We start from the raw sequence: 17,041 nt of genomic DNA, 5'->3' as shown, positions 1-17,041 counted from the left end.
CGACCCGATGCCTATTTTGAATAACCACCAGCATCACACGCTTCCAGTACCTCGACCAGAACGTTATTAAAATCTCTTGGCCGCAGCCCAAACCGGGCTCCCCCAAACATGCAATTAGCTCCCGATGGCTTTCCGGTCGCAGAGGCCGCGGTCGAAATGGTCGAGGGTGTCCTGGTAGATGCCGGTGAGGTCGTGGGCGCTTTCGCGCCAGCTGAACTTGCTGGCTTGGGCGACGGCGGCTTGGCCCATGGCGATGCGGGTGTCGTCGTCGCGGAGGAGGGTGCCGATGACGTTGGCCCAGTCGACGGGGTCGTGGCTGGGGACGAGAGTGCCGGTTTCGCCGTCGGCGACGACGATCGGTAGGCCGCCGACGGCGGCGGCGACAACGGGCGTGCCGGTGGCCTGGGCTTCAACGGCGACGAGGCCAAAGGACTCGTTGTAGCTGGGGACGGCGACGATGTCGGCGGCCTGGTAGACGTTCACGAGTTCCTGCGGCGGCCGCGGCCCGAGGAAGCGCACGATGTGGCCCACGCCCTCCTCCTCGGCGAGGCGCTGATACGTATCGACGCTCACTCCGCCACCGGAGGCGCCGCCGCAGATAAGGACGCGCAGGGGGTAGTCGACGCCGTCGCGAACGAGTTGGCCGATGGCCCGGATGAGCACCTGCGGACCTTTGAATTCTTGGAGGCGGCCGACGAAGGCGACCACTTTGGCGTGGACGGGGATGCCGAGGTGGCGGCGTGACATTTCGGTGTTGCGGTTGGTGCCGGGGGTGTAGAGCTCGGTGTCGGCGCCGGGGGTGACCACGGCGATTTTGCCCGCGTCGACGTCGTAGTGGCGGGACAGTTCGGTGATTTCGTCGTTGGTGTTGACGACGAGGCGGTCGGCGTTGTCCACGAGTTGTTGTTCGCAGATGCGGCGGGCTTCGCTTTCGGAGCTTTCGGCGCCGGACGCGTAGGCGTTTTTGACGGCGGCCCAGGTGTGGCCGGTGTAGATGAGGGGGACGTCGCTCAGTTCGGCAAGCAGCCAGCCGACCTGGCCGGAGAGCCAGTAGTGGGCGTGGATGATGTCGTAGTGGGCGTCGTAAATTCGGCAGAACTGTACGATGCCGCCGGCGAACGTGGCCAGCTGCGTGGGCAGCTCCTCTTTGGGCAGGCCTTCGTAGGGGCCGGCGACGATGTGGATGACCCGGAAGCCCGGCTCAACCTCGGCGATTTGTGGCTGGCTGGGGCGGGTGGCGCGGGTGAACACGTCGACTTCGATGCCCTGGCGCGCAAGCTGCTGGGCGATGTTGAGGATGTACACGTTCATCCCCCCGGCGTCCCCGATGCCGGGCTGTTCGAGGGGCGAGGTGTGCATTGAAATCATGGCGACGCGCATGCTCGCCAGCGTATTACATCACGGCGTGGCGGTGCCATGACCCGAAGTCGGCTGCGACGGTCGCGGCGAGCTGCTGGTAGGCGCGCAGGGTGTCGGGTGCGAGGCGGTCCATATCGACGACGGCACCTTCGGCGAGGTGGCGGTCGTATGGGATGGCGTGGACGGCGCGGGTACGGGCGGCGAAATGTTCGGTGAGGCGCTCCATGTCGATGGTGGGTTTGCCCGGCGCGCCTGCGCTGATGACGACGACCGCGTTGGAAGCGAGCTGGTCGTAGCCGTGGAGGCTGAGCCAGTCGAGGGTGGCTGCGGCGGACTGGGCGCCGTCGAGGGCTGGTGAGGTGACCAGGACGAGCGCGTTGGCCAGGTCGAGGACGCCAGCCATGGCGGAGTGCATGAGGCCGGTGCCGCAGTCGGTGAGGATGACGTTGTAGTGGTGCTGCAGGATGTCGATGGCTTTGCGGTAGTCGAGTTCGGAGAAGGCTTCGCTGACGGCCGGGTCACGTTCGGAGCCGATGACCTCGAGGCGTGAGCTGGCCTGGTTGGTGAACGCCCTGACCTGCGGGTATCGCGAGGTGTCCTGCGCGAGCAGGAGGTCGCGGATGGTGGCGGGCGAGTTGGCGGTGGCGCGTTGCGCGAGCGTGCCGAGGTCCGGGTTGGCGTCAATGGCGATGACGCGGTCGCCACGGGTTTCGGCGAAGACACCGCCGAGGGCAATGGTTGTTGTTGTCTTGCCGACGCCCCCTTTCAGCGACATGACGGCAATCCGGTAGTCGCCGCGCAGGGGTGCACGGATGGCGTCGATGAGTTCGTCGCGTTCGGCTTGGGCGCGGGAGCGCCCCGGGTTGATGCGGCCGCGGCTGGCGCTGTGGACAAGTTTGCGCCAGCCCTGTTTTGGCGGTGCTTTCACGGGATCGACCAGGTTGCTTTGGTCGAGGCCGGTTGGCGGTGTGAGGTCAGTGGTGGCGTCGAAAAATGTGGTCAATGGAATCCCCCCTTGTGTTTCCCCAATGGCTCACGAGCGTACCTGATGTGGAAAACTAGCAAAACCTACCAAACCGTAGGTTATACTTTCCCTCACCTACTTTCGACTAGCTAACAAAAGGAGTGTTTATGGGAGCCTACGAAACCAAAGCCTGGCTTACGCACTACCCCGAATGGACCGACCCGCACCCGATCGTCGGCAGCGACACCCTCGTCAGCCTGTTCAATACCGCCGCAACCACCCACCCGGGCCGCGCAGCCACCTGGTTCATGGGCAAAACACTCACCTACCAAGCCCTCAACGAGCAGGTCAACCGCCTCGCTGCCGCCCTGCAGCACCTCGGCGTCGCACCAGGCGACCGCGTTGTCATCGCGCTGCCGAACTGCCCGCAGCACGTCATCGCCATCACCGCGATCCTGCGCATCGGCGCCGTCGCCATCGAGCACAACCCGCTCTACACCGCCTACGAGCTGGAGAAACAGTTCCTGGACCACGGCGCGCGCGTGGCCATCGTGTTCGACCGGGAGGCCGAGACCTTCCACACGCTGCAGGAAACGACGGCGCTCGAGACGGTCATCGCCGTCAACCTTATCGACGCCATGCCCCGCCACCTGCAGCTCGCCCTGCAGGTGCCCCTCGGGGCCGTGCGCAGCCAGCGCGAGGAACTGCACAAGCCCGCACCGAAGGCGATCTCGTGGGAATCCCTCGTAGCGAAGCCCGCCACACCAACGAACCTGCCGACCATCGCACAGTCCGACACCGCGTTCATCCTGTACACCTCCGGCACCACCGGCACCCCCAAGGGCGTGCCGCTGACGCACGCCAACGTGCTCTCCGTCCTGGTCGCCGGCGCACAGTGGGTGAAGGATTGGGGCGCCGTCAACGAGAAGGTGCTGGCCATCTTGCCGATGTTTCACATCTACGGCCTGGCGCTGAACTACGGGTTCCCGCTGACCGTCGCCGGCCAGATGGTGCTCGTCCCGGCACCGAAGCCGAAGCTCTACCAGCAGGCCATCCTGAAGACTCGCCCGACCCTCCTGCCCGGCGTGCCGCTGCTGTACGAGCGGATTGCAGAGTGGGCCGTCGAAAAGAATGTGGACCTCTCCTCCTTCCACAGCGCGATCTCCGGTGCCGCAACCCTGCCGCAAAGCACCATTGAGCTGTGGGAACGCGTCACCGGCGGACAGCTCATCGAAGGCTACGGGCTCACCGAAACCTCCCCGATCCTGTGCGGCAACCCCCTCGACGGCAACCGGCGCCCCGGCTACATCGGCGTGCCGTTCCCGAACACCGAGATCCGCATCGCGAACCCGGACAACCCCAGCGAGACCATGCCCGACGGCGAACCCGGCGAGCTGCTCGCGCGCGGCCCGCAGGTGTTCTCCGGCTACCTCAACAACCCAGAGGCCACCGAGAAGTCCTTCCACGACGGCTGGTTCCGCACCGGCGACATGGCCGTCATGGAGCCCGACGGCTTCATCCGTCTGGTGGCGCGCATCAAGGAAATCATCATCACCGGCGGCTTCAACGTGTACCCGGACGAGGTCGAGGAGGCCGTGCGCACCCACCCGGACGTCGAAGACGTCGCCGTCGTCGGCCGCCCCCGCGAGGATGGCTCCGAGGACGTCGTCGCCTGTGTCACGCTTCGCGACGGCGCCCCGCTCGATCCGGAAGGCCTGAAGGAGCACGCTCGCCAGCGTCTGACCCGCTACAAAGTGCCGCGCACCTTCTACCATTTCGAGGACTTGAACCGGGACCAGACCGGCAAGGTCCGGCGCCGCGCGGTGCAGCAAGAATTGGTGGCCATGCTGCAGTCCACACAATAGGTTACGGTAGCGTAGGGTAGGGCCATGACCTTGGATGCAAACACCACAAAGCCATGGCTGCAGTACTACCCGGAGTGGACCGCGCACTCGCTCGAGTACGGGTTCACTACGCTGCCAGGCATCTACGACGACAACCTGGAACGCAACGCCGACAAGCCAGCGACCAGGTTCTTCGGCCGCTCCATGACCTACGGCGAGCTGGACAAGGAAGTCCGCCGCGCCGCCGCCGGGCTCAAGGCCTTCGGCGTACGCAAGGGTGACCGCGTGGCCATCCTGCTGCCGAACTGCCCGCAGCACGTCATCGCGTTCTTCGCGGTGCAGAAGCTTGGAGGCGTCGTCGTCGAACACAACCCGCTCTACACCGCGAACGAGCTTCGCCCGCAGTTTAAAAACCACGGCGCCCGCGTGGCCATCGCCTGGGACAAGGCGGCCGACACCCTCGAGGCGCTGCGCACCACCACGGACTTGGAGACGGTCATCTCCGTCGACATGACCAAGGCGATGCCGAAGCTGCAGCAGCTCGCGCTGCGCATCCCGATCGCGAAGATCCGCAAGGCGCGTGAGCAGCTCACTGTGCAAAGCTCCAACACCGTACTCAAGACGGTGCCGTGGGAGACGCTGCTCGGCTCCGCGATCGGCGGCGAGGGCAACGACCTGGCCACCGAGGCGGACATTACCCCCGACGACCCAGCACTCATCCTCTACACCTCCGGCACCACCGGCGAGCCCAAGGGCGCGGTGCTCACGCACAAGAACCTGCACGCCAACGCGTGGCAGGGCGTCGCCTGGGTCAAGGATCTGCAGTCCGATTCGCAGCAGCGCATGCTGGCCACCCTGCCGTTCTTCCACGCCTACGGCCTGACGTTCTCGCTCACGCTCACGGTGCTCATCGGCTCCGAGGTTGACCTGCTGCCCGCACCAAAGATGGACCTCATCATGAGCTCCATCAAGAAGTTCAAGCCCACCTTCATCCCCGGCGTGCCCACCGTGTTCGAGCGAATTATCGACGCCGCCAACAACGAAGGCCTCAACATCGACGGCGTCAACACCGGGTTTTCGGGCGCGGCCTCCCTGCCCGTCGAGACGATCGAGGCGTGGGAGCGCGTCACCCACGGCCACCTCGTCGAAGGCTACGGCCTGACCGAGACCTCCCCGATCCTGATCGGTAACCCGGGCACCGCGGACCGCCGCGCGGGCTACATCGGCATCCCCTTCCCCGACACCGAGATCCGCATCGTCAACCCCGACAACCTGGACGAGGACATGCCCTATGGCGAGCCCGGCGAAATCCTCGCCCGCGGCCCCCAGGTCTTCGCGGGCTACCTCAACAACCCTGAAGCCACCGAGCAGGCCTTCCACGACGGCTGGTTCTGCACCGGCGACCTCGGCGTCATGGAGGAGGACGGCTTCATCAAGCTCGTTTCCCGCCTCAAGGAGCTCATCATCACCGGCGGCTTCAACGTCTACCCCGCCGAGGTGGAAACGGTCATGCGCACCCATCCCGATGTTGTCGACGTCGCCGTCGTCGGCCGCCCACGCGAGGACGGCTCCGAGGACGTCGTTGCCTGCGTCACGCTTCGCGACGGCGCCCCACTCGACCCGGAGGGCCTGAAGGACTTCGCCCGCAAGAACCTCACCCGCTACAAGGTGCCGCGCACCTTCTACCACTTCGAGGAACTGCCGAAGGACCAGCTGGGCAAGCTGTCGCGCCGCAAGGTGCAGGAGGAGCTCCTGTCCCGCCTGTAGGTGATTAGATCGACATCCCGACCCACACCGGCTCCGGCACCAGCCGGACGCCGAATGCGCGCTCCACACCGGCTTGCACGTCGCGGGCCAGGGCCACGATGTCGTCGGCCTTGGCGTTGCCCCGGTTCGTCAGCGCCAGGGTGTGCTTGGTGGACAGGCGGGCCGGGGCGTGCTCGCCGGGGTGGCCGCGTGGGAACCCGGCGCGCTCGATGAGCCAGGCGGCGGAGAGCTTCACGCGGCCGTCCTCCTGTGGGTAGCGCGGCATCCCCTCAATACCGATTGCGTCCGCCACCGAGGCGTCCACCACCGGGTTGGTGAAGAAGGAGCCCGCGGACCAGGTGTCGTGGTCGGCCGGGTCGAGCACCATGCCCTTTGACCGGCGCGTCTCCAGGACGGATGCGCGTGCCTCCGCGAGTGGGACCCGCTTTCCGCCGAGGTGGCGCAGCGGCGCCGACAGGTCCGACTCGGTCAGCTTCAGCTCGATCTCGAGGACCACAGCACGGTGGGTGAACTTCAGGTTGGAGTAGCGGTACGCCAGCTCCAACGACTCCGGGGTGACCCACTCGTCCACGCCGGTCTCTCGGTTCCACAGGCGGACGCGGTGCAGCACGTCAGCGATCTCGGCGCCGTAGGCCCCCACGTTCTGCACCGGGGTGGCCCCAGCGGAGCCGGGGATGCCGGACAGGGCCTCAATGCCCGCCAGGCCGTGCTCCACGGCGTAGGCAACCACGTCGTCCCACACGGTGCCGGCGCCGACGCGGAGGGTGGTGGCGTCGATAAGTTCGATGCCGGCGTTGCGCACGAGCACAGCAGTGACTGCCTGCGGGCCGTCGGCGACCACCAAGTTGGAGCCGCCGCCCACGACGAGCAGCGGCGCGCCTGCGGCGTCGAGACGCGCGACCGTCGCAGCGAGGTCCTCTGCGGTGTCGCAGCGGATCACATCAGCGGGGGTGCCGCCGACGCGCAGAGTTGTCATTGAGGCAAAAGATGTATCAGACACCCCATCAACGGTAGTCTGTTCACTATGACTGCACGTAGTGAAATCACCGTAACCATCAACCATCCTGCCCAGAAGGTGCGCGACGCCTTTGCAAGCAAGGATTACTGGGCGTTCATCGCGGAGAAGCTCTCCCCCGAACCGGGCGAGCTCCACGAGTTCGACGGCTCCACTGCCGTCCTCTTCGAGATCCTGCCGAAGTCCATCCTGCCTGAGGCAGCGCAGGCCATGATTTCGCAGGACCTGAAGCTGAAGCGCACCGTCAACACCGGCACGGACCCGATCACCTTCACCGGTGACGTCAAGGGCACTCCGGTCGATTTCGGCGGCGAGATCACGCTGACCGACAACGGCGACACCACCTCCCTGGCCTACGACAACGAGGCCAAGGTAGACATCCCGTTCATGGGCGCTGCGCTGGAGCCGAAGGTTGCTGAGGCGCTCGAGGAGATCGTCGAGAACGAGGCGAAGCTCACCGAGGAATGGATCACCAACAATCTCTAAGCACCACCACAATCTGCGCTCGCAGGCGGGCCACGGCCAGCCCTACGGGGTCATCACCCGGGGCACGACTGGCATCAACCGGCTGCGACGCTGCGATCGATGGACCCGCCACAACGCGCGGGTCATTTCGCTTTTGCGCGAAGGAACCCCACTAGCACTCGACGTCGGCTACGGCGCCTCCCACACCACCACCTGCGAGTGGGCGGGCTGGCTGTGGCGCATCAACCCCAACGTCGAGGTCGTGGGCCTGGAGATCAACCCCGAGCGGGTACTTCCGCCGCGCGACGGCGTCCGCTTCGAGCTCGGCGGCTTCGAGCTCGCCGGCTACCAGCCGCAGCTTGTGCGCGCGTTCAACGTGCTGCGCCAGTACGACGTCGCGGAAGTCCCCGACGTGTGGCGCACCGTCACCTCCAAGCTCGCCCCCGGCGGTCTCTTCATCGAGGGCACCTGCGACGAGCTCGGCCGCCGCAGCACCTGGGTACTTCTCGACGCCACCGGCCCCCAAACACTGACCCTGTCCTGGGACCCATTCGACGTTGCCACGCCAAGCGACCTGGCCGAACGCCTGCCGAAGGCGCTCATCCACCGCAACGTTCCGGGCGAGCCCATCCACGACTTTCTTCGCGACGCCGACTCCGCCTGGGAACACGCCGCCGGCTGGGAGCCGCACGGCCCCCGGGTGCGGTGGCGCCACGCCCGCGAGGCGCTCGCCCGCGACTGGCCGATCGCCCCGGTGCGCCGCCGACTCAGCGACAACACCGTCACCGTCGACTGGGCAGCTGTAGCGCCACGGGACGAATCGCTACACTAGTGCGCATGAAAACCGTCTGGAAAGTCCTGATCGGCATCCTCGCCGCCATCCTGGTCCTATTCATCGCCGCCGAAGCCGGCTCACGCGCCTACATCGGCAGCCAGATGCGCGACCAAGCCCCGGAGGGCACCGAGGTTTCCTTCGGCGCTTCCCCCCTGACGCTGGGCATGCTGCGCGGCACCATCCCGCACGTCACGGTGACCACGCCATCCACACTGGTGGTCAACGGCGACGAAACCACCGGCCAGCCGGCCTCCACCGTGGAGATGGACTCCATCAAGGTCGACGCCAGCGGCAAGTCCGTCGCAGACACCCTGACCGCCACCACCGAGGTTCCGAGCGAGTTCGTGCGCGCGATGCTGAACACGCAGCTGCAGCAGAACATCGGCAGCGATTTCCTCTCCGCGCTCATCAACGTGTCCGAGGTGACCACCTCCCCCGAGGACGGCACATTCACCGTCGAGTTCAGCGGTGGCGCCGCTGCGGTTTCACTTCACCCCGAAATTGACGACGCCGGCGGGTTCTCCGTCCAGGCCGTCGACACCTCGCTGTTCGGCAACACGCTGCCGGATGAGATCTCCTCCGCGATTACCGAGGCACTCACCAACGGCGTGACCGAGTACACCGATCAGACGATGCGCATCACCGGCTTCGACGTCGTCCCCGGCGGCCTCCGCGTTACCATGCAGGGCCACAACGTGGACTTCGCCGAACTCCAGGCCTACCAGCAGTAGGCCTGCTTACCAGCCGTAATTCCCCCGCAAAATGTTGTTGATCTGCGGCCGCACATCGAAGTAGTACACACCGATGGCGACCGCGCCAATCCACGCCACGAACGGCAACGACAGCATGCAAGCGAACGCGGAACCAGCCAGAATGGCCACCCACGTGCCCTTCGACTGACGCCCCGCCGCCTCAAACGCGTCCGGGCGCGTCGACGCCGCCATCACCGCCGCCACAATGCCCGCGATGGCCAGCACCCAAAACAGCAGCGCGTTCGCCATCACGGGCAGCGACATGATCAGCTGCTCAGCAGTGAGGGACATTACTTCTTGCCGCCCAGGTCAGCGACGCGCTCCTGCACACGCGCAACCACGGACTCGATGCGCTGCTTCGCGTCATCAGCGTCAATGTTGCCGAACGCATCGCGGATCTCCTCAGCGACCAGCTTGAACGCATCCTTAGCCTCGCCGGCCTCCGCGGAATCACCGATGTTGCGCACGATGGACTCGGCGTCGCTCGCAAAGGAAGACACTGCGTCCTTCAGCTCCTTGTCATCGCCCGCACCGTCAAACGTGCTACGAGCGTTGTCCACAGCCTGCTTCAGCTGCTCAGTCACATCGCCGCCCAGCTTGCCGACGGCCTCTCCGACCGACTGCCCAGCAACCAGCAACGCATCCGCAATATCGCGCAGACCAGAATTGTTCTCAGACATCATCATTCTCCTTTTAGAAAAACAGCAACTGTGACACAGCGTATATAACAAGTCCGGCCAATGCACCCACAACCGTGCCATTCACGCGGATGTACTGCAGGTCCTTGCCCACCATCAGCTCGATCTTGTCGGCGGCTTCCTGCCCGTCCCACTTCTGAATAGTCTCCGAAATAATGCCGACGATCTGCCCCGCACCGTTCTCCGCAGCGAAGTGCGTCCACTTCTGCAGGTTACGCTCGGCCGCCTCACGCGTCGCCGGCTCGTTGACTAGCTTCTCGCCCCACTCGTGCACCGTCAGGGCTATCTTTCGACGCACCAAACTCTCCGGATCCGACGCCGACTCAATAATCGCCGCCGACACCTGCCCCCACAGCCCCGCGGCCGCGTTCTGCACCGCATTCGACGCCATCACATCCGCCTTCAGCTCCTCCACTCGCGTAATCATGGCACCGTCGAACTGCAGGTCCTGCGCGAACTGGTTGATTTGGCGTCGAATAGCTCGGCGAGCCTCGTGGTCCTTGTCCTTATCGACGTCCGCCATGAACGCCACCAGCTCGTTATAGACCTTCGCACCGACCAGGTCCTTGGCGAACTTCGGGGCCCAAGCGGGCATGCGCTCATCGATGGTGCGGACGATGGCGTCCTCCATGCCGGCGAGGCGCTCGTTGCCCCAGGCGACGATGTCGTCGACCACCGGCTCGATCTTGCCGTCCGCGATGAAGCCCTCCAGCGCGCGCCCGATCGGCGGGCCCCAGATCGGCTCCGCGAACCGGTCAATGACCTGCGAGTTGAGGAACTCCTCAGCCTCCGCAGGGTCGACCGCCTCGACGGCTTTGACCGTAAACTTGCCGACCTCCTCCGACACCCGCTTCGCGTTCTTCTCAAGCGACAACCACCTTCCGGCACGCTCCGGGATGCCCGCCGCCATCACCTTCTCGGTGATGGTCTCCGCGTTGAGGAAGTTCTCACTCACGAAGTCACTCAGCGCGTCAGCCACCTGGTCCTTCTTGTTCGGCACCAGCGCCGTGTGCGGGATAGGCAGCCCCATCGGGTGCTTAAAGATCGCCGCGACCGCGAACCAGTCCGCCAGCCCGCCAACCATCCCGGCCTCCGCCGCCGCGCGCACGTACCCCACCCACAACGGCGCGGTGCCCTGCGACTGCCACCACGAACACGTCAGGAAGATCACGGCCATCAGCCCAAGCAGGGCCGTCACCCCGATCTTGTACTTCCGCAGTGTCCTGCGGCGCTGTTCGTCCGCCTCGGTGAGCTCCATTAACGCGTGTGTAGCCATGCACTTGATTAAAGCAAAAATCTCCCCGCCACCATATTGAGCGTGGTGACGGGGAGACCTGGAGGTAGCCGCTAGTTGACGCGACCGGTTTGCTCGCGGTACTGACGGTAGGCCGCGCGACCCTTCACGATAAGGAACGCGCCGAGCACTAACGTCACAACCGCCTCTACGAGGCCGTACAGGATGAGCTGGCTGCTGACCTCAGCAGACGCACCATACCCGTACGTGCCAACAGTTGCGCCCCAGATGGCAAGCCCCATACCGAACAGTGACGCCAAGATCAGGCCCATCGCTACCCACGTGGAGTAGCGCAGCAGCGAAGAGTGCGGCGCGGAGTACGACACCGGGTCGTAGCCTTCGACGTACAGGTCCTGAATCTTGCCCTCATACTCAGGGAACGATTCACTGCGGATATCAGCTACAGCATGTTGGGACGCCATCGTTGTTTCCTTCCTCGTTTTATTCTCTGTTTAGTCGTCGCCGCCGCGGGCGGCCGCGCGGACACGCTCGGCGTTAATCGCGCCAACCGCGTCCAGCGGGATGCCTGCAGGGCAGACGTCTGCGCACTCGCCGTACAGGGAGCAAGGACCGAAGTTGGTTTCCAACTCGTCGATCATCTTGCGTGCACGACGGCTACGCTCCAGCTTGCCCAGTGGCAGCAGCTTCAAGTGCTTCAGCTTAGCACCAGTGAACAGGTGCGCGGCGCCATTCGGGCACGCAGCCACACAAGCGCCACAGCCGATGCAGGCTGCGTAGTCGAGCGCAAGCTCGGAGTCGTGGTGGTTGACGGACAGGGTGTCTGCGTCTGGGGCGGTACCCGGGAAGACGGAGATGTAGCCACCCTGCTGCATCACGCGGTCGAGCGCGGAGCGGTCAACCACGAGGTCCTTGATTACCGGGAACACAGCGGAGCGGAACGGCTCAATCTTGAGGGTGTCGCCGTCGTTGTAGTTCACCAGGCGCTGCAGACATGCAGGGACGTTCTGGTCCGCACCGTGTGGGCGACCGTTGATGGTCAAACCACAGGTACCGCAGATGCCCTCGCGGCAGTCAGAAGCGTAGGTGAAAGGCTCCTTGCCTTCCTCAACAAATTGGTTGTTGACGTGGTCAAGCAGCTCCAGGATAGACATCTGCTCAACTGCGTCCGGCACCTCGACGGTCTCGAAGTGGCCTTCAGTTTCGGGTCCGGCCTGACGCCAGATCTCAAGTGTCAGTTTCATTACTTGTAGTTCCTCGTCATCAGTGGGATCGAATCGAAGTACAGTGGCTCAGCGTGACGCACGAACTGGTCGTTGCCCACGGTCTCCCATGCGGAAACGAAGCACCAGTTTTCATCGTCACGGCGGGCCTCGCCGTCTTCGGTGAGGTGGTCCATGCGGTAGTGAGCACCACAGGACTCGTCGCGGTCAAGTGCGTCGATGCACATCAGCTCGCCGAGGTTGATGTAGTCAACCAGGCGAAGCGCAGCCTCGAGGACCTGGTTCATCTCATCAGCGCGGCCTGGGATGTGGAGGTTCGCCCAGAAGTCATCGCGCAGTGCGCGGATCTTGTCGATGCCCTCGCGCAGGCTGTCGGCGGTACGTGCCACGCCACAGTGCAGGTAGAGGATCTCGCCCAGCTTGACGTGGTAGTACTCCGGACCGTGCGGGTCGGAGCCCTTGATGTTCATCAGGCTGTCGATGCGCTGCTGCGCACGCTGTACAGCCTCAACGGATGCAGGTGCATCCTCTGCGTACACCGGCTCGTTCAGGTGATCCGCCAGGTAGTTCGGCACCGTGAACGGAATGGTGAACCAGCCGTCGACCGATGCGGACAGCAGCGAGTTCGCGCCCAGGCGGTTCGCACCGTGGTAGGTCCAGGAGCACTCGCCTGCTGCGAAGAGGCCGTCGATAGACGTCATCTCGTTGAAGTCGGTCCACAGGCCACCCATGGAGAAGTGCACCGTCGGCGCAATACGCATCGGGGCCTTGTATGGGTTCTCGCCGGTGGAGTCCTCGTACATCTCGAAGAGGTTGCCGTAACGCTCGCGGATAGTGTCCTCACCAAGGCGCTCGATGGAATCCTTGAAGTCCAGGTACGCCGAGTTGTGCAGCGGGCCAACGCCAAAGCCAGCGTTGAGCTGCTGGGAAATCGCGCGGGACGCAACGTCACGTGGCACGAGGTTACCGAACGCCGGGTAACGACGCTCCAGGAAGTAGTCGCGCTCGTCCTCTGGGATGGTGTTCGGGTCGCGGTCGTCGCCCTTTTCCTTCGGGGTCCAGATGCGGCCGTCGTTACGCAGGGACTCGGACATCAGCGTCGTCTTCGACTGCCAGCTCGCGTTCAGCGGCAGGCCGGTCGGGTGGAACTGAATGAACGCCGGCGACGCCAGGTACGCACCAAGCTCGTGCGCACGCATCATCGCGGAGGAGTTCGAGTTCTTCGCCAACGTGGTCTTGTGGTACACGTTGCCGTAACCACCAGTACCCAGCACAACAGCATGGCCGGTGAACGGGGTCAGGGAGCCGTCAATCAGGTTGCGGGTAACAATACCGCGGCAACGCTTCTTGCCGTCTTCCTCAGTAATGATCAGATCGATCAGGTCGTTGTGCGTGAAGATCTCAACGTTGCCCAGGTGGATCTGACGCTGCAGCGCCGAAGCGGTGGACAGCTGCAGCTGCTGGCCCGTTTGGCCACGGGTGTAGTAGGTACGGGAGACCTGCACACCACCGAAGGAACGGGTAGCCAAGGAGCCACCGTACTCACGCGCGAACGGAGCACCAATCGCGTTCATGTGGTCAATCACGCGGACCGACTCGACGGCCAGGCGCCAGCAGTCAGCCTCACGGCAGCGGTAGTCGCCACCCTTGACGGTGTCCTTCACGTGGCGGTACGCGCCGTCGTTATCAACCTTCTTGCCGCGAGCGGCGTTGACGCCACCCTGCGCTGCAATGGAGTGTGCACGACGAGGGGCGTCATGGTACGTGAAGACCTGTACCTGATAGCCCAGCTCGCCCAACGCGGCGGCAGAAGCACCGGCAGCCAAGCCAGTACCAACAACGAGCACCTTAAACTTGCGACGGTTCAGCGGGGACACCAGCTGCATGTGGTCCTTCTGGTACTCCCACATGTCCTTCATCCGAACCTTGTGGCGGTCCGGCATTGCATTATCAAGAATGCGGCCAATGGTGACGCCAGGAGCCGAGGACTCCGGCTGGCGGAACACCTCGTCCTGCGTCTGGTTCAAAGAGGTAGTCATTAAAGTTTCTCCTAATCAGCCGTTAGCGGGTGTACCCCGGGATAAGACCAGCCATGATGGCCAGTGGCATGATGACGTTTCCAAGAACAACGATGAACGGCAGTACGTACCCCAACACGACCATTACGCCGCGCCCACGCTCGCCGAGCCATCCAAGGTCAGAAACTGCCAAGTACACACCGTGCGTCAGGTGCAGCAGCAGCGCCAGCATGGCAACCAGGTAGAACAGGGTCACGTACCAACGCTCAGGAGCGAAGGTTGCAATCAGGTTGTCACGGACATTGCCATGAACGAACTGCTCAGAAGCAACAACCGTGCCCGCGGTCAGATCCAGGATGTGGAAGATGATGAACAACAGCAGGATGACGCCGGTCACCAGCATCCAACGCGTCGCGGTGGACTGCCAGCCCCCCATCAGGTTCGTGCGCTTGAACGTACCGCGCGACTCGGCGGAACGCTTCTTCAGAGTGAACGCACCATACACGTGCAGGATCAAGCACGTCAGCAGCACGATGCGGAGAATCCATAGGAATCCCCCACGCGGGAACAGCGGCTCGCCGAACGTACGGAACCACTCGCCGTAATCATCAATGTGTGCGCCGCCATCAGCCTTGAGCGGCATGAAAATCTTCAGGTTGCCCACCATGTGAACAAGAAGGAAGAGCGAGAAGATGAGGCCAGTGATGGCCATCTCGAGCTTTACTGCCCATGTTGGGAACCCTGGCCGCTCTCGTAGCGGCTTCTCAGTAATTTTTCCGTGACGAATTGCTTCACGGTCTGTTTTTTGTACAGTCATGGCACCTCCAGTGTCGTAACCACTTTAGGCACCATTCTTCACTATTGCCTAGTCAGAGCATGTTTCTTTCGCCTGATTTTCACCCAAAATTCACCGCCTGGACGCGCTTGGCAGATTTTCGAAATTTTAAGCATGGCGACACCCTGCACATATTCAGTATGAGAACAAACCAAGGTAAACCTAATTTGTGATGTTACTCACGACCTGCGCGTAACGTCTATAAAATCTTCGAACTACCCCCAAAGGTCGGTAGTCAAGAGTCTGCTTCAAACATCGGGAAATGGGAGGGTGAGCGGTCCTTTTACTACCCCGTCAGCGCGCCCCAAAACGTTCGAAGCGTGGGCTTAGGAGCGTGCGATGCAGGTCGGCAAAAATCGGATAGGGTCAGCCAAAAGAGGCGACCAGCATCGCACTCCTCTAACGCCTCAACCGGAGCAATGTATGAAGGCGCGAAGGCAGGGCAACTGAGCGAGAACCCCACCCACACAGCGCAAAACCCGGTCCCACCAACAGGCGGGACCGGGCGTCGAGAAGAAAAAGGCTACAGGTTGATCATGTGGCCTTCGATGCCGTGGGCCGCTTCCTTCAGTACCTCAGACAGGGTTGGGTGAATGTGGATGGAGCGCGCGATTTCGCCGGCGGTGAGGTCAAAGCGCTGTGCGAGGACGACCTCCGGCAGCAACTCGGCAACGTTGGCGCCAACCAGGTGAGCGCCGAGGATCTCGCCGTATTCGGCGTCGGCGACGATCTTGCCGAAGCCCGCGGTCTCAGCCAGGCCGACTGCCTTGCCGTTCGCAGAGAACGGGAAGGTCGCAACCTTGATTTCGCGGTCTGGCCACTTCTCCTTCGCCTGCTCCTCGGTGTAACCCATGGAAGCAACCTGAGGGTTGCAGAAGGTGGCGCGCGGCGTCATCATGTAGTCCTCGATTTCGAGGGTTTCGGCACCCGCGATGGTCTCGGCGGCGATGATGCCCTGGGCCTCCGCAACGTGCGCGAGCTGCAGCTTCGCGGTGACGTCGCCGATGGCGTAAATGCCGTCTACGTTGGTGCGCATGCGGTCATCGATAGCGATGGCGCCACGCTCGGTGAGCTCGACACCAGCCTTGTCCAGGCCGTAGCCCTCGACGCGCGGGGCGAAACCGACAGAGATCATGACGCGCTCAACGGTGAGCGTCTCAGTCTTGTCGGTGCCATTCTTCTTGACGTCCACCTCGACCGAGTCGCCGTTGTCGCGCACCGCGGTGGTTGCGTGGCCGGTCATGAGCTTGACGCCGAGCTTCTTGTACGCCTTCGCGATCTCCTTGGACACGTCCTTGTCCTCGTTCGGCAGGACGCGATCCATGTACTCGATAACGGTGACGTCCACGCCATAGTTGGACAGCACGTACGCAAACTCCATGCCGATAGCGCCCGCACCCACAATAACCATGGACTTCGGCGCGTCCTCGTTAAGAATCTGCTCCTCGAAGGACACAACGTTCTTGCTCAACTCGATGCCTGGCAGGGTGCGCACGACGGAGCCTGTCGCGATAATGCAGTTGCCGAAAGTAACGGTCTTGCCCTTGTCGTCGCCTTCGGTGATCTCGATCGTCTTGGAGTCGGTGAAGGAACCAACACCGTGGATCTCCTGGATCTTGTTCTTCTTCATCAGGTAATGCACGCCGCCGACGATCTTCTCGGAGACCTTGCGGGAGCGCTTATGGGCGTCTTTGTAATCGAATTCGACATCACCCTTGATGCCGAACGTCTTCGCCTCATGGTTAAAGATGTGGGCGATCTCCGCGTTCTTAATCAACGACTTCGACGGAATACACCCAACGTTGAGGCACACACCTCCCCAGTACTGCTTCTCAATCACCGCAGCCTTCAGGCCCAGCTGCGCTGCTCGGATGGCGGCGACATAGCCACCAGGGCCAGCGCCGAGGACAACAACGTCATAATGCTCTTTAGTCACGCCACATAGAATACGTTGCTTGTAACGTTTTCGCTTCAATATCGGACACTTTAATAGAATGCTTGAAGGACCCCCTTC

General features: G+C 63.4%; 16 protein-coding genes. 5 read left to right on the top strand and 11 right to left on the bottom strand.

What is annotated here, in order from left to right; translation table 11 throughout:
• Positions 1-114: 114 nt before the first annotated feature.
• On the bottom strand, positions 115-1,380 hold the full coding sequence (mshA, locus tag QP752_RS00695) for a D-inositol-3-phosphate glycosyltransferase (protein WP_284803975.1): 1,266 nt from the start codon (positions 1,378-1,380) through the stop codon (positions 115-117).
• 13 nt (positions 1,381-1,393) lie between these two features.
• A complete protein-coding gene (locus QP752_RS00690) occupies positions 1,394-2,362 on the bottom strand; it encodes a MinD/ParA family protein (RefSeq protein WP_070363214.1) in 969 nt (322 codons plus the stop codon).
• A gap of 128 nt (positions 2,363-2,490) precedes the next feature.
• On the opposite strand from QP752_RS00690, the gene QP752_RS00685 reads away from it, so the two are divergent.
• Positions 2,491-4,188 carry a long-chain-fatty-acid--CoA ligase gene (locus QP752_RS00685; RefSeq protein ID WP_284803974.1) on the top strand — a complete coding sequence of 566 codons (1,698 nt, stop codon included), beginning with the start codon at positions 2,491-2,493 and terminating at the stop codon, positions 4,186-4,188.
• Between the two features lie 24 nt (positions 4,189-4,212).
• Positions 4,213-5,934, top strand: a complete 1,722-nt coding sequence (locus QP752_RS00680) for a long-chain-fatty-acid--CoA ligase (protein ID WP_284803972.1) — start codon at positions 4,213-4,215, stop codon at positions 5,932-5,934.
• Between the two features lie 4 nt (positions 5,935-5,938).
• On the opposite strand, the gene QP752_RS00675 is transcribed toward QP752_RS00680, so the two are convergent.
• Positions 5,939-6,997: a UDP-N-acetylmuramate dehydrogenase gene (locus QP752_RS00675; RefSeq protein WP_284803970.1), complete on the bottom strand. Its 1,059-nt coding sequence runs from the start codon at positions 6,995-6,997 to the stop codon at positions 5,939-5,941.
• Between QP752_RS00675 and QP752_RS00670 the strand changes: the two genes are divergently transcribed.
• Genes QP752_RS00670 through QP752_RS00660 form a run of 3 tightly spaced genes read left to right on the top strand, consistent with a single transcriptional unit; the run spans position 6,959 to position 8,980 of the window.
• Positions 6,959-7,435 (top strand): DUF2505 domain-containing protein, encoded by a 477-nt coding sequence (locus QP752_RS00670; RefSeq protein ID WP_070975192.1) that lies wholly within the window; start codon positions 6,959-6,961, stop codon positions 7,433-7,435. The genes QP752_RS00675 and QP752_RS00670 overlap by 39 nt on opposite strands.
• The gene (locus tag QP752_RS00665) at positions 7,428-8,246 is read left to right on the top strand and encodes a class I SAM-dependent methyltransferase (protein ID WP_284804321.1); all 819 of its coding nucleotides are present in this window, start codon (positions 7,428-7,430) and stop codon (positions 8,244-8,246) included. The genes QP752_RS00670 and QP752_RS00665 overlap by 8 nt, the downstream gene beginning before the upstream one ends.
• Before the next feature lie 5 nt (positions 8,247-8,251).
• The gene (locus QP752_RS00660; protein ID WP_284803967.1) at positions 8,252-8,980 is read left to right on the top strand and encodes a DUF2993 domain-containing protein; all 729 of its coding nucleotides are present in this window, start codon (positions 8,252-8,254) and stop codon (positions 8,978-8,980) included.
• A 6-nt stretch (positions 8,981-8,986) separates the two neighbouring features.
• Here the strand turns inward: QP752_RS00660 and QP752_RS00655 are convergent, their stop codons facing one another.
• The 8 genes from QP752_RS00655 to lpdA all read right to left on the bottom strand — a co-directional run bounded on the left by QP752_RS00655 (position 8,987) and on the right by lpdA (position 16,963).
• Positions 8,987-9,268: a DUF2516 family protein gene (locus QP752_RS00655; protein ID WP_141742174.1), complete on the bottom strand. Its 282-nt coding sequence runs from the start codon at positions 9,266-9,268 to the stop codon at positions 8,987-8,989.
• 23 nt (positions 9,269-9,291) lie between these two features.
• Entirely contained in the window at positions 9,292-9,681 is a 390-nt protein-coding gene (locus tag QP752_RS00650; protein WP_145945274.1) for a CGLAU_01105 family protein, read from the bottom strand.
• A 13-nt stretch (positions 9,682-9,694) separates the two neighbouring features.
• On the bottom strand, positions 9,695-10,975 hold the full coding sequence (locus tag QP752_RS00645; RefSeq protein ID WP_284803965.1) for a DUF445 domain-containing protein: 1,281 nt from the start codon (positions 10,973-10,975) through the stop codon (positions 9,695-9,697).
• 71 nt (positions 10,976-11,046) lie between these two features.
• The gene (locus QP752_RS00640) at positions 11,047-11,415 is read right to left on the bottom strand and encodes a hypothetical protein (RefSeq protein ID WP_070363220.1); all 369 of its coding nucleotides are present in this window, start codon (positions 11,413-11,415) and stop codon (positions 11,047-11,049) included.
• Between the two features lie 30 nt (positions 11,416-11,445).
• Complete coding sequence (locus QP752_RS00635) at positions 11,446-12,195, bottom strand: succinate dehydrogenase/fumarate reductase iron-sulfur subunit (protein ID WP_070477350.1); 750 nt, start codon at positions 12,193-12,195, stop codon at positions 11,446-11,448.
• Positions 12,195-14,213 (bottom strand): fumarate reductase/succinate dehydrogenase flavoprotein subunit, encoded by a 2,019-nt coding sequence (locus QP752_RS00630; protein WP_071573625.1) that lies wholly within the window; start codon positions 14,211-14,213, stop codon positions 12,195-12,197. Before QP752_RS00630 ends, QP752_RS00635 begins: the two co-directional genes overlap by 1 nt.
• A 22-nt stretch (positions 14,214-14,235) precedes the next feature.
• Positions 14,236-15,009, bottom strand: coding sequence for a succinate dehydrogenase cytochrome b subunit (locus QP752_RS00625; protein WP_070363223.1), 774 nt, complete (start codon positions 15,007-15,009; stop codon positions 14,236-14,238).
• Between the two features lie 541 nt (positions 15,010-15,550).
• Positions 15,551-16,963: a dihydrolipoyl dehydrogenase gene (lpdA, locus tag QP752_RS00620; protein WP_284803963.1), complete on the bottom strand. Its 1,413-nt coding sequence runs from the start codon at positions 16,961-16,963 to the stop codon at positions 15,551-15,553.
• Positions 16,964-17,041: the final 78 nt, after the last annotated feature.

The organism is Corynebacterium sp. UMB10321 (assembly GCF_030228725.1).
GTDB classification, from domain to species: domain Bacteria; phylum Actinomycetota; class Actinomycetes; order Mycobacteriales; family Mycobacteriaceae; genus Corynebacterium; species Corynebacterium pseudogenitalium.
This window is presented reverse-complemented; position numbering and strand designations above follow the sequence as displayed.

What these genes read in the sequence shown, in the direction of transcription:
- mshA (WP_284803975.1), bottom strand. Translation starts at nt 1,380, where the DNA reads ATGCGCGTCGCCATGATTTCAATGCACACCTCGCCCCTCGAACAGCCC.
- QP752_RS00685 (WP_284803974.1), top strand. Translation starts at nt 2,491, where the DNA reads ATGGGAGCCTACGAAACCAAAGCCTGGCTTACGCACTACCCCGAATGG.
- QP752_RS00680 (WP_284803972.1), top strand. Translation starts at nt 4,213, where the DNA reads ATGACCTTGGATGCAAACACCACAAAGCCATGGCTGCAGTACTACCCG.
- QP752_RS00670 (WP_070975192.1), top strand. Translation starts at nt 6,959, where the DNA reads ATGACTGCACGTAGTGAAATCACCGTAACCATCAACCATCCTGCCCAG.
- QP752_RS00675 (WP_284803970.1), bottom strand. Translation starts at nt 6,997, where the DNA reads ATGGTTGATGGTTACGGTGATTTCACTACGTGCAGTCATAGTGAACAG.
- QP752_RS00660 (WP_284803967.1), top strand. Translation starts at nt 8,252, where the DNA reads ATGAAAACCGTCTGGAAAGTCCTGATCGGCATCCTCGCCGCCATCCTG.
- QP752_RS00650 (WP_145945274.1), bottom strand. Translation starts at nt 9,681, where the DNA reads ATGTCTGAGAACAATTCTGGTCTGCGCGATATTGCGGATGCGTTGCTG.
- QP752_RS00645 (WP_284803965.1), bottom strand. Translation starts at nt 10,975, where the DNA reads ATGGCTACACACGCGTTAATGGAGCTCACCGAGGCGGACGAACAGCGC.
- QP752_RS00640 (WP_070363220.1), bottom strand. Translation starts at nt 11,415, where the DNA reads ATGGCGTCCCAACATGCTGTAGCTGATATCCGCAGTGAATCGTTCCCT.
- QP752_RS00635 (WP_070477350.1), bottom strand. Translation starts at nt 12,195, where the DNA reads ATGAAACTGACACTTGAGATCTGGCGTCAGGCCGGACCCGAAACTGAA.
- QP752_RS00630 (WP_071573625.1), bottom strand. Translation starts at nt 14,213, where the DNA reads ATGACTACCTCTTTGAACCAGACGCAGGACGAGGTGTTCCGCCAGCCG.
- QP752_RS00625 (WP_070363223.1), bottom strand. Translation starts at nt 15,009, where the DNA reads ATGACTGTACAAAAAACAGACCGTGAAGCAATTCGTCACGGAAAAATT.